The 22,932-nt window shown below is 31.5% G+C and carries 19 protein-coding genes; all 19 read right to left on the bottom strand.

Features of this window, described 5'->3' with window-relative positions; genetic code table 11:
- Positions 1-35: 35 nt before the first annotated feature.
- Positions 36-2,051 (bottom strand): dynamin family protein, encoded by a 2,016-nt coding sequence (locus AEBR_RS12885; protein WP_129088366.1) that lies wholly within the window; start codon positions 2,049-2,051, stop codon positions 36-38.
- A complete protein-coding gene (locus tag AEBR_RS12880) occupies positions 2,051-4,390 on the bottom strand; it encodes a dynamin family protein (RefSeq protein WP_129088367.1) in 2,340 nt (779 codons plus the stop codon). Before AEBR_RS12880 ends, AEBR_RS12885 begins: the two co-directional genes overlap by 1 nt.
- A gap of 218 nt (positions 4,391-4,608) precedes the next feature.
- Entirely contained in the window at positions 4,609-5,340 is a 732-nt protein-coding gene (locus AEBR_RS12875; protein ID WP_129088368.1) for a fumarate reductase iron-sulfur subunit, read from the bottom strand.
- On the bottom strand, positions 5,340-7,325 hold the full coding sequence (locus AEBR_RS12870) for a fumarate reductase flavoprotein subunit (protein WP_129088369.1): 1,986 nt from the start codon (positions 7,323-7,325) through the stop codon (positions 5,340-5,342). Before AEBR_RS12870 ends, AEBR_RS12875 begins: the two co-directional genes overlap by 1 nt.
- Positions 7,325-8,119, bottom strand: a complete 795-nt coding sequence (locus tag AEBR_RS12865) for a fumarate reductase cytochrome b subunit (RefSeq protein WP_129088370.1) — start codon at positions 8,117-8,119, stop codon at positions 7,325-7,327. The genes AEBR_RS12870 and AEBR_RS12865 overlap by 1 nt, the downstream gene beginning before the upstream one ends.
- A gap of 221 nt (positions 8,120-8,340) precedes the next feature.
- The gene (locus AEBR_RS12860; protein ID WP_172658904.1) at positions 8,341-9,846 is read right to left on the bottom strand and encodes an NADH-quinone oxidoreductase subunit N; all 1,506 of its coding nucleotides are present in this window, start codon (positions 9,844-9,846) and stop codon (positions 8,341-8,343) included.
- Entirely contained in the window at positions 9,843-11,327 is a 1,485-nt protein-coding gene (locus tag AEBR_RS12855) for a complex I subunit 4 family protein (RefSeq protein ID WP_129088372.1), read from the bottom strand. The genes AEBR_RS12860 and AEBR_RS12855 overlap by 4 nt, the downstream gene beginning before the upstream one ends.
- 1 nt (position 11,328) lies before the next feature.
- Complete coding sequence (gene nuoL, locus AEBR_RS12850; protein WP_129088373.1) at positions 11,329-13,218, bottom strand: NADH-quinone oxidoreductase subunit L; 1,890 nt, start codon at positions 13,216-13,218, stop codon at positions 11,329-11,331.
- Positions 13,218-13,529: an NADH-quinone oxidoreductase subunit NuoK gene (gene nuoK, locus AEBR_RS12845; RefSeq protein ID WP_128983416.1), complete on the bottom strand. Its 312-nt coding sequence runs from the start codon at positions 13,527-13,529 to the stop codon at positions 13,218-13,220. Before nuoK ends, nuoL begins: the two co-directional genes overlap by 1 nt.
- Complete coding sequence (locus AEBR_RS12840) at positions 13,526-14,041, bottom strand: NADH-quinone oxidoreductase subunit J family protein (protein WP_129088374.1); 516 nt, start codon at positions 14,039-14,041, stop codon at positions 13,526-13,528. The genes nuoK and AEBR_RS12840 overlap by 4 nt, the downstream gene beginning before the upstream one ends.
- Positions 14,034-14,540, bottom strand: coding sequence for a NuoI/complex I 23 kDa subunit family protein (locus tag AEBR_RS12835; protein ID WP_129088375.1), 507 nt, complete (start codon positions 14,538-14,540; stop codon positions 14,034-14,036). Before AEBR_RS12835 ends, AEBR_RS12840 begins: the two co-directional genes overlap by 8 nt.
- A gap of 1 nt (position 14,541) precedes the next feature.
- The gene (locus tag AEBR_RS12830; RefSeq protein ID WP_129088376.1) at positions 14,542-15,825 is read right to left on the bottom strand and encodes a complex I subunit 1/NuoH family protein; all 1,284 of its coding nucleotides are present in this window, start codon (positions 15,823-15,825) and stop codon (positions 14,542-14,544) included.
- On the bottom strand, positions 15,822-17,258 hold the full coding sequence (locus AEBR_RS12825; protein ID WP_129088377.1) for an NADH-quinone oxidoreductase subunit G: 1,437 nt from the start codon (positions 17,256-17,258) through the stop codon (positions 15,822-15,824). Before AEBR_RS12825 ends, AEBR_RS12830 begins: the two co-directional genes overlap by 4 nt.
- 35 nt (positions 17,259-17,293) lie before the next feature.
- Positions 17,294-18,580, bottom strand: a complete 1,287-nt coding sequence (locus tag AEBR_RS12820; RefSeq protein ID WP_129088378.1) for a citrate synthase — start codon at positions 18,578-18,580, stop codon at positions 17,294-17,296.
- Positions 18,581-18,594: 14 nt separating this feature from the next.
- Complete coding sequence (gene nuoF, locus AEBR_RS12815; protein ID WP_129088379.1) at positions 18,595-19,854, bottom strand: NADH-quinone oxidoreductase subunit NuoF; 1,260 nt, start codon at positions 19,852-19,854, stop codon at positions 18,595-18,597.
- Positions 19,854-20,330 carry an NADH-quinone oxidoreductase subunit NuoE gene (gene nuoE, locus AEBR_RS12810; RefSeq protein WP_129088380.1) on the bottom strand — a complete coding sequence of 159 codons (477 nt, stop codon included), beginning with the start codon at positions 20,328-20,330 and terminating at the stop codon, positions 19,854-19,856. The genes nuoF and nuoE overlap by 1 nt, the downstream gene beginning before the upstream one ends.
- The gene (locus AEBR_RS12805) at positions 20,330-21,964 is read right to left on the bottom strand and encodes an NADH-quinone oxidoreductase subunit D (RefSeq protein WP_129088381.1); all 1,635 of its coding nucleotides are present in this window, start codon (positions 21,962-21,964) and stop codon (positions 20,330-20,332) included. Before AEBR_RS12805 ends, nuoE begins: the two co-directional genes overlap by 1 nt.
- Positions 21,957-22,472, bottom strand: a complete 516-nt coding sequence (locus AEBR_RS12800; protein WP_129088382.1) for an NADH-quinone oxidoreductase subunit B — start codon at positions 22,470-22,472, stop codon at positions 21,957-21,959. Before AEBR_RS12800 ends, AEBR_RS12805 begins: the two co-directional genes overlap by 8 nt.
- Complete coding sequence (locus tag AEBR_RS12795) at positions 22,463-22,825, bottom strand: NADH-quinone oxidoreductase subunit A (RefSeq protein WP_128983436.1); 363 nt, start codon at positions 22,823-22,825, stop codon at positions 22,463-22,465. Before AEBR_RS12795 ends, AEBR_RS12800 begins: the two co-directional genes overlap by 10 nt.
- Positions 22,826-22,932 lie beyond the last annotated feature (107 nt).

Below are 22,932 nucleotides of genomic sequence, written 5' to 3'. Positions count from 1 at the left end.
ATAATTATGGAAAAATTATATGTAAAGTTTTAGTTTTATATCTCTTTTTGAATTAGTTTTATATCTTCAATTTTTTGAATATATTCAAGTTTTTTTGATTTAACAAATTCAATTCTATCTTGGTTGATTTCTAAATATTGATTTTTTGAATACTGAATAATCTTAAATAGATAATTTCTTTTTGAGGTTAAAAAATCCTCTATTTTTTCAAATCCAAAGTTTGCTTTTAATTTTGTAAGAATTTCATCTTCCCTTGGGTGATAGATATTAAATTTTGTTGGTTCTTTTTCATACAATAATACCGATTCAGCTATTTGTTGTTCAAAATGTGCAATAGTTGCTTGTGTTGTTTGGATATATGAATATGATAAAGCTCCATTAAAATATGCAAATTTTTTTCTAAGTGCTGAGATATTCTCTAATATTGCCCTATGAAAACTTCTTAATACATTTTCATAAACTTTTGCTGCAAAGTGTCTAGTAGAAGAGAATTCCAAATCTGAAGAGATTTCCCTATGTTTCTTAATCTGCTCATAGGGTTCTTGCCATCTATGGATTTTTTGTTTAATATTTCTATATACATTTCTATAGGCTTCAGTGCTATCAAGTTCTACTTGTTTTAACTCTTTAATAGCTCTTTTAAACATTTTATCTATTGTTTGGTCATCGTAGAATAGACTTTTATATACATTATCTGAGTCAATCCAATAGGTTTCATACTCTATTTTTTCATAACTATCTTTATGAAGAAAACCTTTTCTCTCTTCAAATCTAGCAGCTTTTTGTCTTTTGATATTTTTAAAAGTATCGTGTGCCATCTTTTCCATAATAGATTCTAAAGAGTTATATACAGAAAATAGCTCTTTTGAGTAGGTTTTATGAATATCTTCAAAGGTTTCTAAAATATCTTGTTCTGCATTTTTTAGAATCTCAATTAAAGAGTCATATACAGCTATGATGGTTTCATACTCTTTTATCAAAATCTCGCAGATTCCTTTTAAATCCTTTTTAATTGCATACTCTTTTGATTCAGCAGCTTGTGGTCTAATGGTATTTTCTATAAACTCTAAAACATCTTGAATATTTGACTCTTCTAAAAGTTTTGTATTTCCAGATGAGTCTGTGTCTCTAATTGTTTTAAGTCTGTTTTTATACTCATTAAAATCTTTTTCAAAGAACTCTAAAGAGTTAACATCATTGTTTTTTAAATCCTCTTTGAATTTTTTAATAAATTTTTCATACTCATCGTGAATTAGAATATCACTATGGGCAGATCTTGACTCTAATGCCATTTTAGCTGATATTGGAACTACTTTTGCAAAATATTTACCAAATTTATCTTGAATATATTTTGTAGTTGTCTCTATTTGTTCTTGTGAGAATTTATCCTTTTGGTTTAAAACACATAAAGATTTGTTTTTGAAGTGTTCCATATACTCTTCTAAAACCTTTGCTTCACTCATTTTCCCTGCATTATCTATTAAAGTAAGCCAGATAATTCCACCCACATCTCTTAAAACTCTTCTTGTGGTGTCTGTATCACTTTGAGATTGTGAGTTAAGTCCTGGAGTATCCACAAAAGATATCTCTTTTAATATATCCATTGGAGCATATAATGTAAGATATTTTATATCACTCATTTCATCTTTTCTTTGATCTGTAAAATCTGCAATTGCTTCAATTGGTGCGTACTCTTGCGCCCCTGAGTAATAAGTGATTTTTAGTTTATACTCTTCCCCATAATTTATAAAGTTTACCTTTGAAGTTACAGGAGTAATACCTGTTGGAAGAATGTTTTTAGATAACAAGGCATTTAAAAAAGTTGATTTTCCAGATGAAAACTGCCCTGTAATTGCAACTTCCATAGGGTATCTTGCTCTTCTTATTTGTTTATCTAAGATATTTCTTAACTGAATTGATGGAAGAAACTTATCATCTAAGAGTTTTGCTCTTACTTTTTTAATATCTCCAACTAATCCCTCTTCAAAAATTTCCTCTTTTTGAGTAAATTTTTCGTTATACTCTCTTACAAAATTACTTAGAATACTCATTATTTAAGTCCTTTTACAATAGCTTCTAATCTTTTTATTTTTTTATGTATATCTATTGTTACAACTTCTTTATTCTTTTCTCTCTCTTCAAAATTCTCTATTCTATCTTCTAATAGTTTTTCATCTTTTTTTAGTTTATGCTCAAAAACCTTTAGTGGTTCTGCAATTGTATTAAAGAAGTTTTCAATCAACAATTCAGAGATTTTTTTTGCCTTTTGTTTGATTGTATTTTCAATTGAAGAGAATTCATCTTTTATAAAGCCTTCTAAATTTCTATCTAGTTCAGGAAGTTTATTTGCTTTACTATCTTCTACTTCATGTATGATTTTACTTATTAGTACTTCATTTGAAGAGGTTAAAAATCCAGATTTAAAGTCATCTTGAAAAAATCCTCTAGCATCAAAGTTGTCATTTTTGTGCCCAATTACAAAACCAAGTTCTTGATATTTTTGCTCACAAATCTCTCCAATATTTTGACTTTTTTTGATAAATTTGTATCTATAATCTCTTATGATATCAATAATTCCATCTTTTATAGCAGTCTCAACAATAGTTTTTATTCTGCTACTTTCAGGTCTCTTTTTTGTCTTTTCAAAAGAGTATTTTACATCATTAAAGACTCTTTGTTTTATTATATTTTGAAGTTCAATAAGTTCTGTTGAAAGAAAAGCCTCTAAAGTTTCTAAGTAGTTTTTTGCATCATTTTTATATAGATTTATATCTTCACTTAATGATGCAAAGATCCTTTTATTTGTATCTTTTTTCTTTGTAAACTCTTCCAAGTCAGCTATTAATTCATCTTTTGATTTTGATAGAAGTACTAACTCATAGTTAAAAGATTTTAGCTCTTTTGAGATAGTTTTTTTCAATTGAGATTTTGCACTTTTTATAATAAGTTCAGATTTAGATGAGTTGCTTCCAAAAAGTGTCTCATTTAGATAATCTTCAATCTCCAAAATTCCTGTATTTTCAATATAAAAACCAGCTTTTATAGCCTCTTCACTTCTTCCAGTTCTGTGTAAAAGTGCCATTCTTCCAGAGATAGGAATAAATTTGATATGCTCTAATATATAGTTTAGTTTATTATCTTTATTTTGAGCTTTTAACTGTTTTTCAATTGAACTTTTTGTGTAATCAATTACCTCTTGAAGTTGTTGTTGTGAAACTGTATCTGCTCTAGTTATTACAATTAAAAGTTTTGTAATATTTTGATAGAGTAGGGCATCAATTATAAACTCTACATCTTTTAACGTTGCACTTTGAGATACATTCATTAAATGGAGCATTAAATCGCATTGGGCTAAATACTCTTTTGTAATCTCTTCCCTTTGAATAACTGGGTCATCAAGTCCTGGAGTGTCAACTATCTCAATACCATCACTTAAAAAATTTAGTTCTGATTTTAGTTCAACATATTTAACTAAGTTACATTTTTTGCCACTAGCTTCAGCTGAAGTATAAGCTGCAAGATTATTTACATCAACATTTTCTGTAAGGGATTCTTCTTTGATTATCTCAGTTAGTTCATCTTTAAAGATACTTTTTGTCTCTTCAACAAACTCTTTAATTGATTCAATCTCTTTTGCACTCTGTTCTATTCTTTCCCACTCTTCTTTATTCCAGTAAAAAACTTTTGCTTCAGGTTTTCCATATTTTACAATGGTTAAGTTCGCTGTTTCAGGTACAACTGCACTTCCAAGTATCTCTTGTCCCATTAAAGCATTTAACATTGTAGATTTACCAGCATTCATAACACCAGTAATACCTATTGAGAATTTTTGATTTGAAAGATAGTTTGAAGTCTCATTAAGCTCTTTTTTGAAATCATCTGTTATAAAAAGCTCTTTTAGCTCATATAATAGTTCATCAAGCTCTGCTTTTGCCTCTTTAAAAGGTTTTTTATCATCAACTTGAAGTTCGTCTTCAACGGCAATTTCATCATCACAAGAGGCTAACTCTTTTGGATCAAAGAGTGAAATTAGTTTATTATATTCAAAGTGCCCAATAATGTTCTCATTTTTAAGATACTCAAAACTTTCATGCATCTTCTCTATATTACAGTTTCTTGTATCATTCTCTATTGCGTTAACTATTGATAGTTGCAGTTGGTACAATTCATCTAATGTATTAACTTTTTTATCACTTATTTTTGAAATAAGTTTTTTAAAACTATCAAGAGATATAAATTTTTCATAATCTTTTCTTGTAGCACTAAGAGCAAGAGCAGCAATATCAAAGTACTCTTCTTTCTCTTTGTTCTCTTCTGTACCATAAGAGATTGTTAATGTAATATCACTGATACCATGGTATAATAAAAAATAATCACCTATTAAACTCAAATTATTAACCTTTCTTTTTTATATCTTATAAATAAAGTCATAACAATATCCTAACTAAATGACTTTAGTAGGGCTTTTTTATTTAAAATGTAAAAATGTTAAAGTAAAGTAAAGTTTTAAAACTAATTTTTTTTTCTCTAAAATAGAAAAAGTCAATTACTTCAACAAGTAATTGACTTTTTTTATTTGGTTTTATAAGAGGGAAAACCCTCTTATATCTATCTAAGTGCTACTAGTTTTCTTCTTAAGTAAGCAATCTTATTTTGTAGTGGTAAATGTTTTGGACAATGGTCTTCACAAGCCATAAGTGACATACAACCAAAAATTCCATCATCATCACCAATTAATTCATAGAAATCATCCGCTGTTCTTTTATCATGTGGGTCAATTTCAAATCTTGCAACTCTATTTAATCCAACAGGACCAACAAAGTTTGGTCTCATAAGCATAGTACCACAAGAAGCAACACAGATACCACACTCAATACATCTATCAAGTTCAAATGTATCATTTGCTACATCTGGGTCAATTCTATCTTCAAGTTTTGAGATATCAACTTGATGATCAGAAATAATCCAAGACTCAACTCTTTTACTCATTCCATCCATCCATTTACCAGTATTTACTGATAAATCTTTGATTAGTTCAAATGCTGGCATTGGAAGTAGTGTTAAAACTCCATCTGGGTAGTTTGCTATAAGTGTTCTACAAGCAAGTGTAGGTTTCCCATTTACAACCATTCCACAGCTACCACAAATACCCGCTCTACAAACGAAGTCAAAAGATAAATCTGCATCTAGATTTTCTCTAATGTATGTTAATGCAATAAAAAGAGTCATACCTGGAGTCTCTTCTAATTTGTACTCTACATAGTGAGGTTTTGACACCTTACTTCTTGGATTAAATTTAAGTACTCTAATTGTAATTTCTCTACCTTTTTGTGTACTCATTACTTATCTCCTGCTCTTTCATTTTTCTCTTTATAATTCATAGGCAAATCAAAATGCATAAGTGCCTCTTGAATCTCAAATCTATCTTTACCTTCAGCTTCCATTTTTTCTCTAATAGAATCAACTTCATTTTGTCTAGTTGCAGATAGTTCATTTTCGATAATCATACCTTTTGCCCCATATCCTCTAAATGCTGGTGGCATCTCCATTTTCATAATATCTAAATCAGCATATTCTAATGTTGGTTCAATATCATCTTTATTTGGCCAAGTACAAAGGGTTCTTTTCATCCAGTTAGCATCATCTCTTTTTAAGAAATCTTCTCTATAGTGTGCCCCTCTACTTTCAGTTCTGTCCCTTGCTCCTTTAGCTACACAAAGTGCAATTTTTAACATTTTTGGAACTCTATAAGCCTCTTCAAGTTCTGGGTTACCAGCTCTCTCTTTAGATTTTACAGTGATATGTTTTGTTTTTTGTAGTAACTCTTTTAACTCTTCAACTGCTTCAGCTAATGGACCACCAGTTCTAAAAATACCAACTTTTTCATCCATTAGAGCTTTCATTCTATTTTTGATTTTGAAAATATCTTCTTTCCCATTGTAAGCTAAAATCTCGTTTAGGTACTGATCTTGTTCATCAACAAATCTTTGAATAGTTGATGTAGGAATAGTAACATCATTTGCTAAACAGTAGTCTGCAAAGTAGTTACCAATAATCATACCAGCAACAACAGTTTCAGAAACTGAGTTTCCTCCAAGTCTGTTAAATCCATGCATATCCCAACAAGCAGCTTCACCACAAGCAAATAGACCAGATAGTCTTGTAGATTCACCAGTTGGTTTCGTTCTAATACCACCCATAGAGTAGTGTTGCATTGGAAGAACTGGAGCCCAACCTTTTGGACCCTCATCTGCTGGATCTATACCGTTGAAAATTTGACAAATCTCTTGAACATCTCTTAAGTTTCTTTCAATATGTTCTCTACCTAAAATAGAGATATCTAACCATACGTGGAAACCATAAGGTGAAGGAACACCTTTTCCATTTCTAATATGTTCAATCATTCTTCTTGAAACAACGTCTCTAGAAGCTAATTCTTTTTTCTCTGGCTCATAATCTGGCATAAATCTATGTCCATCAACATCTCTTAATACTCCACCGTCACCTCTACAACCTTCAGTTAATAGAATTCCTGATGGTACGATTGGTGTTGGGTGAAATTGTACAGCTTCCATATTTGATAGTGTTGCAACTCCAGTTTCAAGAGCAATTGCAGCTCCAATACCTTCACAGATAACTGCGTTTGTTGTTTGTTTAAAGATTCTTCCATATCCACCTGTAGCTATACAAGTTCCTTTTGCAACATAAGCTTCAAGTTCACCAGTGATAAGATCTCTTACAACTGCACCAAAGCATCTTCCATTCTCATGTATAATAGAGATTGCTTCTTTTCTATCTCTAATATCAACATCATGTTTTAAAGCTTCATTTGCAACACCAAATAGCATTGTATGCCCAGTTGCATCAGCTGTATAACATGTTCTCCATTTTTTTGTTCCACCAAAATCTCTTGAAGTGATTAGACCATGTCTATCTTCATCTTCAGTAATAGTTGTTTTTTTAGCATTGATAACTGCTTCATGTGTTCCAGCTTTTACCCTAGACCAAGGCACACCCCAAGATGCTAACTCTCTAATAGCTTTTGGAGCAGTTGTAACGAACATTCTTGCAACCTCTTGGTCACATCCCCAGTCTGAACCTTTTACAGTATCTGCAAAGTGTAAATCTTCATTATCACCATCACTCATTTTAGCGTTACCTAAAGAGGCTTGCATCCCACCTTGTGCAGCAGCACTGTGTGATCTTTTAACAGGAACAAGTGATAAAACGATTGTACTAAGACCTTTTTTTTGTGTAGCAACAGCAGCTCTAAGTCCTGCTAATCCTCCACCAATAACTAATGCATCACAGTAATTAATCTTCATTATGCAACTCTCCCACTATTAATATTATAATCCATCATAATTTGTGCTGTTGGAGTATATCTTTCACCAACTTTGCCAGCTTGTTTATGTTCATAACCAATTTTCATATAAGCTGCAAGTGTAGCAAATCCAAGAATTAGGAAAAACCAAGTTAATGCTTTTTTATACATTTTTAATTTTTTTCTTGTTGCTTTTGGATCACTTCCGTCAAACCATCCCCATTTTACTGCAAGTCTATATAGACCAATTGTTCCATGGAATTCAACAGCTAATAATAAAAGGATATAAAGAGGCCACATCCATGCTGACCAAACTCTATCTGCACTACCATAAGGTCCAATTGTATCTGCATTTGTCATCATAATATATAGGTGAACAGAACCTAAGAAAAACATTGCAAAACCTGTAAAGGCTTGAATAAACCAAAGTTTTGTATCTTCATGCCCCATACTATCCGCATGTGCTTTAATTACTTGGTATTGTTTAAAATTAGAAGGAAGTTTTCTCATTCCCATTGCTGCGTGAACTATAAATACAATAAATACAAATAGTACAATTGCAGAAACAATAATTGGCTCTCCACCATCAAAAATAAAGCTTGCTTCAAAGAATTTTGTAATTGTATACATAAAATCTTTGCTAACTAAAATTGATGAAACAAATAACATATGTCCCCACATAAAAAGACCTAGAAATAATCCAGTTGCACTTTGAATATAATCAAGTTTTGCTGGAACTCTACTCTTTTTTCTCTCTACAGTCTTACCTAAATAACCTTCTATTAGGTCACTCATTTGACATCCTTTCATTATAAATTTATTTAATTTATTCTAAACGTAATCATAGCTTAAATCCCCTTATATAGGCTTATCCAATTATATCAAAGTTATGTACAATTTTTGTACACAATGTACATTCTAAAAAATGGAAAGCCCATTTAAGGGAATTTGGCTAAACCATACATATATGCACAATTTTTAAAAATTATGCATATATGTTACATATTAACACATCACTATTTTATAAATAGTGACTGAATTGAAACCTGAGTTAAGTTTATTAAAGTATCAATATTTAGTACAGGTATAAAGAATACAATTGCACTACCAATACCACCAACAACTGTAATAATTGCTAAAAAAGCAATCGCATAAGTAGAAACTCTTTTATCATTAAAGTCATTTGATACACATTCTCCTTTTGTTGGATAGAAATACATCATAGCTATAAGTTTAAAATAGTAGTAAACAGATACAAAAGTAGCAATAATTGCTAAGATTGCTAAGGCAATATATCCTGCATGTATAGCTTCAGTAAATACATAGAATTTACCCATAAATCCAATTGTTGAAGGGATACCAGCAAGAGAGAACATAAATACCGTCATCATTGCAGCTAAAAATGGTCTTTCGTGAGCTAAACCTTTAAAATCATCATAGGTTACTCTTACTTTTGTTTCAGAGATTATATGTGAAACAAGTCCAAAAGAACCAAGAGCTGATAAAAGATATGCTATAAGATAAAATACTACAGAGTATGCTGCATCCATATTTTGTCCAATCGCAATAAATCCTAATAGTAAGTATCCTGTATGAACTATTGATGAAGCTGCAAGCATTCTTTTAACAAGTTTTTGAGAGACTGCTAACCATGTTCCAAATACTAGAGTTAAGACAATTACAACATAAATTATAGAATCCCAGAAATTTACAATTGCTTGTAGATCTTGTAGCATTGCTCTTAAGAAGAAAGAGAAGATTGCAATTTTAAAAGTAGATGCCATAAATGCAGTAATTATCATAGGTGCTCCCCTATAAACATCTAGTACCCATTGTTGGAATGGGAAAGCAGATATTTTAAATAGGAAAGTAAATAAAATTAGTGTTAATCCTATATATAAAAGTGGTGCATCACTTAAATTTGTTGTTGAGATAAAGTTAGAAATCTCTGTTAAATTTGTAGTTTGAGTAGCTCCATAAACTAAAACAACACCAAGTAGATAGAATGCTCCAATAAATGAACCTAAAACTAAATATTTAAAGATAGCTTCAACTCTTCTTGAATCCTCAGAGTTATAACCAACCATAATATATACAGAAAAAGATGCAATTTCAAGTGCAATATAAGCAGTTATTAGCTCATTTGCATTTGCTAAAATCATCATACCAAATAGTGCAAATAATAAGATTGAGAAAAATTCACCTTTAAAGTAATCTCTATGTTGAAAATAGTGTTCACCAATTAAAAGAGTTAATAGTGTTCCACCAATTAGTAAAACATAAAAGAAGTTTGAAAAAGTATCAAATATTAAAACATTATTAAAAACTGAGTTGTATGGTTTTATTGAAAAAGACTCACCAAAAGGAATAAAAACAAATATTAGTGCAGCAACTAATACTATAGATGAAACACCAATATAAGTTTTAACAGAAAATTTGTCTGTATACATACTCATAAACATCAAAGCAACAGCTGCTATAAGTACTGTTATTACAGGTAATATGTGAATAAATTGACTCATTTTGTTGCTCCAATTTGTAAAATATCATTTAAGTAGTGGGTAACAGTTGGTTCAAATTTATCTATGAAAATTTCTGGATATATACCCATTAAAAATACTAAGATAATCCAAGGAGTTAAACCTAGAATCTCTTTGATTTTTAAATCTCTAAATTTAAGATCTTCTCCAGAAGTTCTTTTAACTAAAATTGCTCTTTGGAACATCCATAACATATATGAAGCTCCAATAATAACTGTTAGAGCTGAGATATAACCTAATGTATGATTAAATTCATAAATCCCAAAAATTATAAGAAGTTCAGACACAAATCCATTTGTTCCAGGAAGTCCCACATTTGCAAAAAGCATAATTGCAAAAATAGTTGTAAAAATTGGAGACTGTTTTGCAAGTCCTCCTAAATCTTTGATTGTTTTAAATCCAGTTTCATCATGGATAATACCAACAAGTAAGAATAGTGCCCCTGTTGCAATTGCGTGAGCAATAATTAAATATAAAGCTCCATTAATACCAAACTCATTTAGAGAGAAGATACCAGCAGCTATAAAACTTAAGTGTGAAGCTGAAGAGTATGCAAACATTCTTTTAATATCATCTTGCATTAGTGCAGCTACACCAAAATATATAAGACCAAATAGTCCAATAAATACAAACCAAGTAGAGAACTCTACATAAATATCAGGGAAAATTGGAATCATAAATCTAACAATTGCGTAAACCCCAAGTTTTGCCATTATTGATGATAGTAAAAATACTGCACCTGTAGGGGCATTTTTATATGTTTCCATAATCCAAGTATGAAGTGGAAAAATTGGAATTTTAATAGCAAATGCTGAAAGAAATGCTAAAAATAACCAAATTTTTTCATTATAACTTAGTGTTGTAATTTGAGTTAGAGAGTCATATTGAAATGACCATTGTCCAAACTCATTAAAGTAACTAACACCAAGGTATAAAATAGCCACAAACATAAGTAATGATCCAAGCATTGTATATACTGTAACTTTAATAGTTGTAAATACTTTTTCACCAAATCCATAAATACCAATCATTAAGAAAACTGGTAAAAGCATAACTTCCCAAAAGAAATAAAACAAAATTACATCTAAAGATAATAAAGCTCCAGTTACACCTGTTTGAACTAAAAGCATATTTATCCAGTAACCTTTTGTTCTTCCTTCCCATAAAAGAAGGTAAGCAGTTGGAATTAATATAGCGATCATCATTAAAATTGTAAGAGAAAAACCATCAACACCTATATAGTAGTTAATACCATATGAACCAATCCAAGGCACATTTGTAACAAACTGCATTCCAGAACTTGGTTCAAAGTCAATATAGATTTTAAGAACAAGTGCTAGTATAACTGTAGTAGTTAAGAAAGCTATGTTTCTTACAGTCTCTACATGTTTTGTTGTAATCATTAAACCAAAGCCAACTATTGCTGGTAAAAAGATAATAAACGATAATATATCTGCACTCATATTACAATCCTAAAGAAATATATAGATAGATAAATACGCAGCTCATACCAATAAGCATAAATCCTGCATAGAATCTAACATTTGCATTTTGAATTGTTGCAACTTTTTTACCTAAGGCAATAAACTGATTACAACCACTCATAATAAGTCCATCGATAATTTTCATATCAATTGTTTTGTCAATAAAAGATGAGATTTTTTTAGCACTTTTTACAAAAACTGCGTCATAGATTTCATCAATATAAAATTTGTTTGCTATTAAACCTTTTTCGTCTTCTGGAGCATAAACATCAAAGTTTGCATACTTTTTGTATGCTACAACAATACCAGAAGCTGCAATAAGAACTGATACAACCATTAGTATATACTCTGTTGTATGAGACATATGAACTTGTGTTGAGTTAGTTTGAGCTAACCAAGTGTCAACCATATGTTCTCCTCCAAGTGCACCTGGAAGGTTTAGAAAACCAGCCCCAACTGCTCCAACTGCTAAAATTAGTAATGGAAGAGTAATTGTTTTTGAAGTATACACATAGTGTTTAGTATGTTTATTTGGTGCAACAAATAGAATAAAATACATTCTAAACATATAAAATGCTGTTAAAAATGCTGTAAACATTCCAATTGCCCAAATTCCATATTGACCCTCTTGGAAAGCTGCAGCTAAAATTGCATCTTTTGAAAAGAATCCAGAAAATGGTGGAATACCAGAGATAGCAATTACACCAATTAAAAAGGTAATCCCTATGATTGGAAGTTGAACTCTGTGTTGAGCCATTTTAAAGATATTTTGCTCATGGTGTAGGGCAATAATCATACCTCCAGCTCCCATGAATAACATAGCTTTAAAGAAAGCGTGAGTTAATACATGAAACAGTCCTGAACTATAAAATCCAAGTCCAACAGCTATAAACATATACCCAAGTTGTGACATTGTTGAATATGCAAGAATCTTTTTAATATCTTGTTGTCTTGTAGCAATAATAGCTGCAAATAGGGCAGAAAATGCACCAATATAAGCTATAAATGTTCCAATCTCTTCAATTCCACTATATAAGAAGTGAAATCTAGATACCATATAAACCCCTGCTGTTACCATCGTTGCAGCATGAATTAAAGCAGAGATTGGTGTTGGTCCTGCCATTGCATCAGGAAGCCAAACATAAAGTGGAATCTGTGCAGATTTACCCATAGCCCCAACAAATAGTAAAAACCCTGATAGTGCTAAAAGTGATGTTGAAGCATTTGAGATATTTGTTTCAAGAGAACCAAAACTTAAATCAACTCCACCTAAAGCAAAGAATAGGGTAACAATACCTAAAATAAATCCAAAGTCTCCAACTCTATTTGCTATAAAAGCTTTATTACCTGCAAGAACATTCTCCTCTTCAGAGTAATAAAAGGCAATTAGTAAATATGAACAAAGTCCAACCCCTTCCCACCCAATAAATAAAATTACTGGGTTATCTGCTAAAACTAAAATAAGCATTGAAGCTAAGAATAGGTTGAAGTATGCAAAAAACTTACCAAAACCTTCATCTTTTGTCATATAACCAATTGCATAAATATGGATTAACCAACCAACAAAAGTTACAAACAATGACATAAAAATTGCTAAATGGTCTCCTAAAAATGCCATTGAGATATTTAGACTTCCAATATTAACCCAAGTAAAAAGCTCTTGTCTAAAAGTTGTATTACCATTAAGCATATCTAAAAATAGACATAGTGTTATTAAAAAAGCAATAAGTGGAGTCATTGTTCCAATTATTGAGAAAACTATTTCAGGAACAGGCTTTCTTTTTATATGGTAGAAATAGAATCCACCATTTAATATAGCACCAAGTAATGGAGCTAAAACAATCCATACAAGAAGTGAAGTATCAACCATTATTTCTCTCCTTGTGTTAGGGTTGTAAAAATATCTGTATCAAGAGATCTTTTTGATCTAAATAATAAAATGATAACTGATAAGAATATCGCTGCTTCCGCTGCAGCAATCGATATAACCATAATTGTAATAATTTGTGGATCCATATTAAAATGGTATCTAGCAAATGTTATAAGGAAAAGGTTAACTCCGTTTAACATCAACTCAATAGACATATAGATTACAAATATATTTCTTCTTGCAATTACACCTATAACTCCAATTGAGAAAAGAATCATAGAGACAAAAGCGTATGATGTTAAACTAATCATGAGTTTTCCTTATTGATTTTTTTTCTTTTTGCTAAAACAATTGAACCAACTAAAGCAACTAAAAGAAGAATAGAGATTAACTCAAATGCCAAAATCCAATCATTATATAGTAGCGTTCCTATTGGTTTAATATCACCAAAACTACTCTCAACTACACTCATATTTGCATTTGGTAAATTTGAAACCGCTTTCAAAATTACAATGTTAAATGGAATCATAATAAGCACACCAAGACCAATCAAAAAGAACTTTTTAGGCTCTTTAGGAAGGTGTTCCTCTTTAATATTAAGAAACATAAGTAAAAAGAGAATTAGTGTCATAATTGCACCAGCGTAAACAATAATTTGTACCATAAATAAAAAAGTTGCATTTAACAAGGCAAAAAGACCAGCAACTGACATAATAGATACAAGTAGTCCTAATGCAGAGTACATAGGATTTTTGTACACTAACATTGCAATAGCACCTGTTATTGCAAAAAAACTAAGTCCTATAAAAATTATTTCATTCATTATCAAAATCCTTTGAACGCTCATGAGACATAAGTCGATCTTTATCTACTACAAAATCTTCTCTTTTACTTGCAGTGAAGCTAAAAATTCCAGTATCCATTCTAATTGCATCACAAGGACAAGCCTCAACACAATATCCACAAAATACACACTCTAAAAGGTCAATTTTAAACTGTTTTGGTCTTTTTTCAGCAACTCCATCAAATCTCTCTTCTGCATCTATAAAGATACATTGAGCAGGACAAGCTGTTGCACACATATAACATGCAACACACTTTTCACTTCCATCTTCCCACTTTGTAAGTCTATGTACACCTCTGTATCTATCAGTAATATCTGTAGGTTGTACTTCAGGATATTGCATCGTTCTTAAGTTTGATACATCACCTAAATTCTTTTTAAAGTGAGAAAATGTAGTCTTCATACCACCAACAATTGCTGGTATATATAGTTTATCTTTTAAAGACTTTCCGTGTCTTTCTACTATTTTAATTCCCATATTAACTTCCTGTTGCTACTACAATAATTGCAGTTATTACAATATTTAATATTGATAATGGAATAAGTACTTTCCATCCAAGCATTTGTAGTTGGTCATATCTAAATCTTAATAGAGTCCATCTAATCCAGATGAATACAAAGTTCATAAATAAAAATTTACCTACAAATACTACAACTTGAATAACTGTTGTTGCTATATTTACACCATTTTCACCAAGACCTGTTGCAATTAAAGCAATTAAAGCTAGTGAAACTATAACGGCAATACCCCAGAATCCTCTAATAAGAATATTTTTTTCTTTTTCTCTTTTATCATTTTTATCTAACCAATTATAATTTCTATTCATCCATTTAGTAAAGAAAAATGCTTTTATAGGGAAAAGAATTATTAGTGCAATTAGTACATAATTGATATTTCCTTGGATTGTTTGTGTATCCATCCAAGGGATTTGATATCCACCTAAAAATAAAGTTACAATAATTGCTGATGATGCTGACATTGCTGCATATTCACCAACTTGGAAAAGACCAAATCTCATTGCAGAGTATTCAGTATGATAACCTGCAACAATTTCTGATTCACCTTCTGCTATATCAAAAGGAGTTCTATTTGACTCTGCAAATGCAGTTACTACAAATATTAGAGCAGCAAGTGGTTGCATAAATAGTCCCCATGCAGGTATTATTCCCCAAAAAGTATCTCCTTGAGCTTGAACCATATCATTTAAGTTTATAGAACCATAAGTTAATAAAATTGAGATAACTGAAAGAGCCATAGCCGCTTCATAAGAGATAACTTGTGCTGAAGCCCTAATTCCACCTAAAAGTCCATATTTATTTTCAGATGAATATCCACCTAAAATAATACCAAATACAGAGAGCCCTGCAAATGCTAAAAACCACATAATTCCAAGAGTTGTTGGAATAGCTTGCATCATATAAGTATTCCCATCAACAGTTATATTATCTGCAAAAGGGATAACACCCATTGTTAAAAACGAACAGATAAATACAATTGCTGGAGCTATTGTATATAAAAATTTGAACTTGATATGTGCAGGAGTAAAGTCCTCTTTAAAGACAAGTTTTAACATATCTGCTATTGCTTGGATTAAACCACCAAGTCTAATCCCACCAATATCAGCCCTATTTGGCCCAGTTCTATCTTGAATAAAACCAGCCACTCTTCTCTCCCACCAAACCATAACAGGAGTTGTACCAACTGATAGGGTTACAGCAAGAAGAATATTTATTATTATAATAACTATTTCAGCTACACTCATAGATTACCTTTATCTATCATAGTTTTTATATGTTCTATAATTGAAGTTATTGTCTCTTTTGGAGAATCTTTTCTTATTTTTGATATTACTTTTTGTTTAATTCCCTCAAAGTTTATATAAGTTCCACTCTTCTCATAAAATGATGCAACAGGTATTGCTACAGCAGATTTTGAGATAGTTTCAAAATTATGAGAGAAAAAGCTTATTACTTTTTTATTATCAAGTGATTCTAAATGTTTATCAAAATAGTTATTTCCTAAAATAACTAAAGTGTTTGCCTCTTCTATTAATTTTTTAAAGTTCTCTTCATTTTCATCAATTTCAAGCTCTTTATATGCAGCTCTATTTGCACACTTGTCACTTTTTCTTAAGAAATCATCCCCAAAACTTTCATCTATATATTGTGGTGCATATCCTGTAACATCTGCATTTAAAATAGAAGCTAAGTTTTTAGCATTTTGCATCTCTTCAATTGAGAGATTTGGATCTAAAATAAACACAATTTTATCTTTTTGTGTTAACACTTTAAATGATTTTGTAATTGCATTATCTAAAAGTGCTTCTTTCCCATCCATTAAAGTTTTTTCAAATCTATTTTCAGCTTCATTTTTATATGATAATCTTCCCTCATCACAAATAAACCATCCATTAACCTCTTTATTAACTCTTGGTTTGAATCTAAAGATTTGGTCATCTTTATATTTCTCTTTTCTATGATCAACTCTGATATTACATCCCCTTGCACAACCATTACAGATTGCATCAAATGAATCTAAAAACCACACCCTTTGTTTAAATCTAAAATCTTGTGAAGTTAAAGCTCCAACAGGGCATAAATCCACAACATTCATAGCATATGGGTTAGATAGTGGTCGTCCTGGGAAAGTTCCAATTACAGAGTGATCTGCTCTATTTATAACACCTAACTCATTTGTTTTTGTAATATCTGAACAAAATCTTACACATCTAGTACAAAGGACACATCTCTCTTGGTCAAGCATTACATTGCTTCCAAGTTCTATTCTTTTTCTAGCAGTAACTTTTTGTTCAACTTCAATTCTTGAGTGATAAAATCCAGACTCCATATAGTAGTCTTGTAGTTTACACTCTCCTGCTTGGTCACAGGTAGGACAGTCAATAGGGTGGTTGATTAGTTCAAGTTCTAAAATTTCTCGTCTAACTTTCTCAATCTTTTCACCTTTTGTTCTAACTATCATTCCCTCTTTTACAGGAGTATCACACGCAATTTGAGGTCTTTTTTGACCTTCGATTTCAACCATACACATCCTACAGTTTCCATCTTTTCCTAATGCTTGGTGATAACAAAAGTGGGGAATATGGATATCTCTATCTAAAAGAGAGTCTATTAATAGACTTCCCTTTTTAGCTTCAATTTCTGCCCCATCCACCGTAAATTTGACAACTTCACTCATATCGTGTAATCTCCTTTTAATTAACCGCTATTATTTTATTTACCTGTATATAATTGTCTAGGTCTTGCAATTTTTGCAGTTGGGTCTTGTTTTAATTCTGTCCATTGAGAGATCCACCCTGGAATTCTTCCGATTACGAAAATTGGTGTAAACATCTCAATTGGTATTTTAAGAGCTGTTAAAATTACTCCTGAATAGAAGTCAATATTTGGATATAAACCTCTTGATACAAAGTAATCATCACTTAATGCAGCTTTTTCAACAGCAGCAGCGATATCTAATAGATGTGAATCTAAATGTAACTCTTCTCTTAGTTTGTCTTGAAGTTTTTTAAGCTCTTGCGCTCTTGGGTCTCTGTTTTTATAAACTCTGTGACCAAATCCCATAAGTCTAAATGGATCATTTTTATCTTTTGCTTTTGCAATATAAGTTGGAACATTTTTAACATCACCAATTAGTTTTAGTTGCTCCATAACTCTCTCATTTGCTCCACCATGAGCTGATCCCCAAAGTGCAGCAATACCAGATGCAATAGATACATAAGGGTGAGCTTCTGTTGAACCAACATTTCTAACAGTTGTAGTTGAAGCATTTTGTTCATGGTCAGCATGAAGTGTTAAAATTGCATCAAGAGCATCAACTTCTACTTGTTTAATCTCATCATTGTGTCCATTTCCAAGATATTTTAGTTTTCCACCTGGATATGCTCTTAGCATATATAAAAAGTTTTCAGTAAAATATCTGTTTATATCTGGATAGATCATTGGAACACCAATAGAGTTTCTATAAGCCATAGCAGCAATTGTTGGCATTTTTGCCAATATTCTTCTTCTCATAACTCTAAACTCATCTTCATTGCTTGGGTTTAAGTGGTCTTTATAAATAGTTGCAAGTGCCATTGTTGCTGCTCCCATTGTTGCCATTGGGTGAGCATGATCTGGAAGTGCATCAAAAAGTCTTAAAATACCTTCATCAAGAAAAGATCTGTGTCTAATCTCTAAATCAAAGTTTTTTGATTGTTCAGGAGTTGGCAAATTACCGTTCATTAAAAGATAACAAACATCAAGGTATGAACTTTTACCTGCTAAATCTTCAATAGGAATCCCTCTGTATCTTAATTCAGAGTTCTCACCATCAATAAATGTGATTTTAGATTCACAAGATGCAGTTGAAGTGTAACCAGGGTCAAATGTAAACATACCAGAGTCTTTGTAGAAAGATCTAATATCTACAACACTTGGTCCTCTTGTACCATCAATAATATTATACTCAAAAGACTTACCTGTTCTGTTATCAGTTAATGTCATCGTATTTTTTCCCATTTTATATCTCCTTATTAATTGTTAAAATGTGCTTCAAATTCATGTCTATATTTTTGCACTATACTTTTGATAATATCTTTTACAGCGGGTGCAAAAACACAAATAGTTTTACCATTCATAGTTTCACATACATCAAGAATAGTTTGAATGTCATTTTGTGAACCTTCTCCCTCTAAAATCTTTTTAATAATTTTATCAATCCACCCAGTTCCTTCTCTACATGGAGTACATTGTCCACAAGATTCATGGTGATAAAACTCTATTAGGTTTTTAGCTACAGCAACCATTGAGGTACCCTCTGGGATAATCATCATTCCACCAGTACCTAAAGTTGAACCAATCTCCCACATAGATTCATAATCTAAATGGGCTTTTTCAACCTCTTGTGCAGTTAAAATAGGACAAGATGCTCCACCTGGGATAACAGCTTTTAATTTAAGCCCATCTTTCATTCCACCACCAATTTCATTGATAACATCAATCATCTTTTCACCATATTGTAACTCATAAACACCAGGGTTTTTAACTGGACCACTCATTGCAAAAAGCATTGTTCCTGGAGCTTTTTGGGTTCCGTATTTTGTATATGATTCATATCCATTTAATACAATATTTGGAACAGATGAGATAGTTTCAACATTGTTTACAGTTGCTGGCATATCGTAGAACCATTCACACTCTTTTCCATGTGGTTTAAGTCTAGGATGTCCTCTTTTACCTTCAATAGATTCAATAAGAGCAGATTTTTCACCACAAATATATGCTCCTCCACCTCTATGAACTGTAATATCAACGCTAAAGTCATATTTATTCATAACTTTAGGTCCTATAATTCCTGCTTTGTAAGCCTCTTCAATAGCTTCATTTAGTCTATCAATGAACCATTTATATTCACCTCTTATATAGATGAATGCTTCATTTGCTTGAAGAGCCCAACAAGATACAATAATTCCTTCTATAAGTAAGTGTGGATCGTATTGGAATATTTGTCTATCTTTAAAAGTTCCTGGTTCTGATTCATCCCCATTAACTATTAAATATCTTGGTCTCTCATCAACTGGTGGCATAAGTTGCCATTTAGAACCACAAGCAGCTCCACCACCACCTTTTCCTCTAAGTCCACTTTTACAAACCTCTTCAGTGATATCTTCTGGTTTCATTGAAAAAGCTTTATCAATAGAGTCATATCTTCCGTGTTTTAAAGCAACTTCTAATTTATGAGAATCAGGAATGTCGAAGTTTTTACTAACAATTTTTACTAATTCAACTGCCATTACTTACACTCCTCAATAATTGATTTTAATTTGTCAACAGTTAAGTTTTCATGGTATTGGTTATTTAGTGCAATCATTGGTGCACCACCACATGCTCCTTGACATTCAACTTCACTAAGAGTGAATTTCCCATCAGCAGTTGTTTGTCCTGGTTCAATTCCAAGAGTATCTTTAATGAATTTTTTAAGCTCTGGCGCTCCCATAATCATACAAGAGAGAGTTTTACAAAGTTCAATATGATATGTACCTATTGGTTTTAAGTTAAACATTGTATAAAATGTTGCAAATTCATAAACCTCAATTGGAGTTTTACCAAGTCTATCTGCAACATAAATCATTGCATCAGGGCTTACCCATCCCTCTTGCTCTTGTACTAACCAAAGTGCAGGAAGCATCATAGCATCAATTTTTGGATACTTTTTTGCTACTCTTTGGAACTCTTGTTCGTTTTCGTCTGTATATTTAAATTTACCCATTATCTATCAAACTCCCCTGCAATAAAGTTCATACTTGCCATTGTTACAACGGCATCTGCTAACATTCCACCTTCAACTATCTTTGCATATCCTCCAAGGGCATAATAACATGGTGGTCTACATTTAACTTTATATGGTGTTCCTGAACCATCACTAACTGCATAGAATCCTAATTCTCCATTTGCACCTTCTGTTGCACTATAGTATTCACCTTTAGGTACTTTAATACCTTCAAATGTTAGTTTAAATTGATTCATTAAACCTTCTATATTTCCATAAACATCTTTTTTACTAGGAAGAAGAATTGCAGGATGTTCTGCATTTATAGGTCCATCAGGAAGCTCTTTCATAGCTTGTCTAATAATTTTCATTGATTGTCTCATCTCTTCAAATCTACACATCATTCTGTCGTATACATCTCCGTGTGATCCAACAACTACATCAAAATCAAAATTTTCATATCCATAATATGGAGCATCTTTTCTTAAATCAAATGCAACTCCAGCAGCTCTTAAATTTGGACCTGTTATCCCTGCATCAAGTGCAAAATTAGCATCTATTACACCTACATCTTGAGTTCTATCATGGAAAATTTTATTGTGTTCAATTAAAGATAAAGAATCATCTAAAGCTTTTTCAACATCTTTTAAAACATCCTCTAAATCTTGGGCAAAACCATCATATAAATCAAACTCCAAACCACCAATTCTTGTGTATGAGTTTGTTAATCTAGCTCCAGTTAGTTTTGAGAATAAATCATAAGCTTTATCTCTTGGTGCGAAGATATACCAAAAGTTAGTAAGACCACCTAAGTCAACCATATTTGCTGCATTACAAACAATATGATCGGTTAATCTACTAAGCTCACCAATGATAATTCTAATCATTTTTGCTCTAGGAGTTATATCAACCCCTAACATCTCTTCTATTGTTTTACAATAACCAATATTATTTAACATTGCTGAACAATAGTTAAGTCTATCTGTATATGGGATAACTTGAGAATAGTTGTGAGTTTCACAAGCTTTTTCAAAACCTCTGTGAAGATATCCAATCTCGGTTACACAAGCTTTGATTGTTTCCCCTTCCATTGCAACAAAGTTTCTAATAGTACCATGTGAAGCAGGGTGCGAAGGCCCAACATTTAGAAGCATTAAATCTTCTAAATCCACATCTTTATATCCTTTTGATTTTAATAAAGGAATCATCTCATCCATTAAATCTTCTGTTTCTGTACAGATTTGACCTTTTGTAACTTCATAATCTTTTCTTAATGGATGTCCAACAAATTGATGGTGATTTAAAACTCTTTTTAAATTTGGATGACCTTTGAATCTGATCCCATATTGGTCAAAGGTTTCCCTTTCTCCCCAATTAGCTGCATAATAAAGGTCTGTTATTGAATCAACTTCTAAAGTTTTATCATCAACATAAGCTTTTACTGTGAGCTGTTTTTTAAAGTTGCTAGTTCTTAATATATATATAACTGCAAATCTTGAAGGTGTAACATCTGGATATTGTAAATAATCAATTGCAGTTACATCTAAAAGAATAGTGTAGTCTTGTTCATTTTTGAGTTTTGTAATTGTTGATTTTATATCTTTTGCATCAATTAGCATATCTGGTTTAAGCATCTAAAATCCCCTTATATTCTTTAACTCTATCTTTGATGATTGATTCATCTTGTGCTCTTTCTTGGATTCTCATAATTGCATCTAAAACAGCTTCTGGTCTAGGGGGACATCCTGCAATATATTCATCAACTGGAATAATTTCATCTATCCCTTGTAATGTTGTATAGTTATCATAAAAACCACCAGAACAAGCACATGCTCCCATAGAGATAACCCATTTAGGCTCACACATTTGATCCCAAATCTTTTTTAAAACAGGTGCTTGTTTATAAGTAATTGTTCCTGCAACAATAAGTAAGTCTGCTTGTCTTGGAGAGAATCTTACAACTTCTGCCCCAAATCTTGAAATATCATATCTTGATGCGGCAACTGACATAAATTCAATACCACAACATGCAGTACCAAATGCCATAGGCCATAAAGAGTATGACCTTGCCCAGTTAATAGCTGAGTCAAGTTTTGTTGTGATTATTGAATCACCTAAATTAGCTTCTGCTCCTAATCCCATGATAATGCCTTTTTCTTATACATATAAATTAATCCTGCAAAAAGTAATCCTATAAAGATAAACATTTTAATAATACCTGCGTATCCTAAGTCAAGAATATTCACTGCCCAAGGAAACATAAATATAATCTCTACATCAAATAATAGAAAACCAATTGCAACTAAATAGAATTTTACTGAGAATCTAATATTTGTATTCCCAACAGGGTTTGAGATACCACTTTCGTATACAGTATTTTTTAGTTTGTCGTCTGTTTTATTTGGTCCAAGATACTTAGTTAGTAAAAAAACTCCTACTAATATAAAAGCAATTGCAACAAATATAACAGATGAAAGAATTAAGTGTGTTGACATATTCTATCCCGTTTATTTATATTGTTAAATGAATTGTACTATATTTTATTTTACTATTTGGTCATATGGTAAAAAATAGTAATAGTTAATCTTCTTGTGAGAAGAAT

The sequence above is a fragment of the Halarcobacter ebronensis genome (genome assembly GCF_013201825.1).
Taxonomy (GTDB): domain Bacteria; phylum Campylobacterota; class Campylobacteria; order Campylobacterales; family Arcobacteraceae; genus Halarcobacter; species Halarcobacter ebronensis.
Note: the sequence above shows the minus strand (reverse complement) of the source record. Positions and strands in the feature narration are given on the sequence as shown.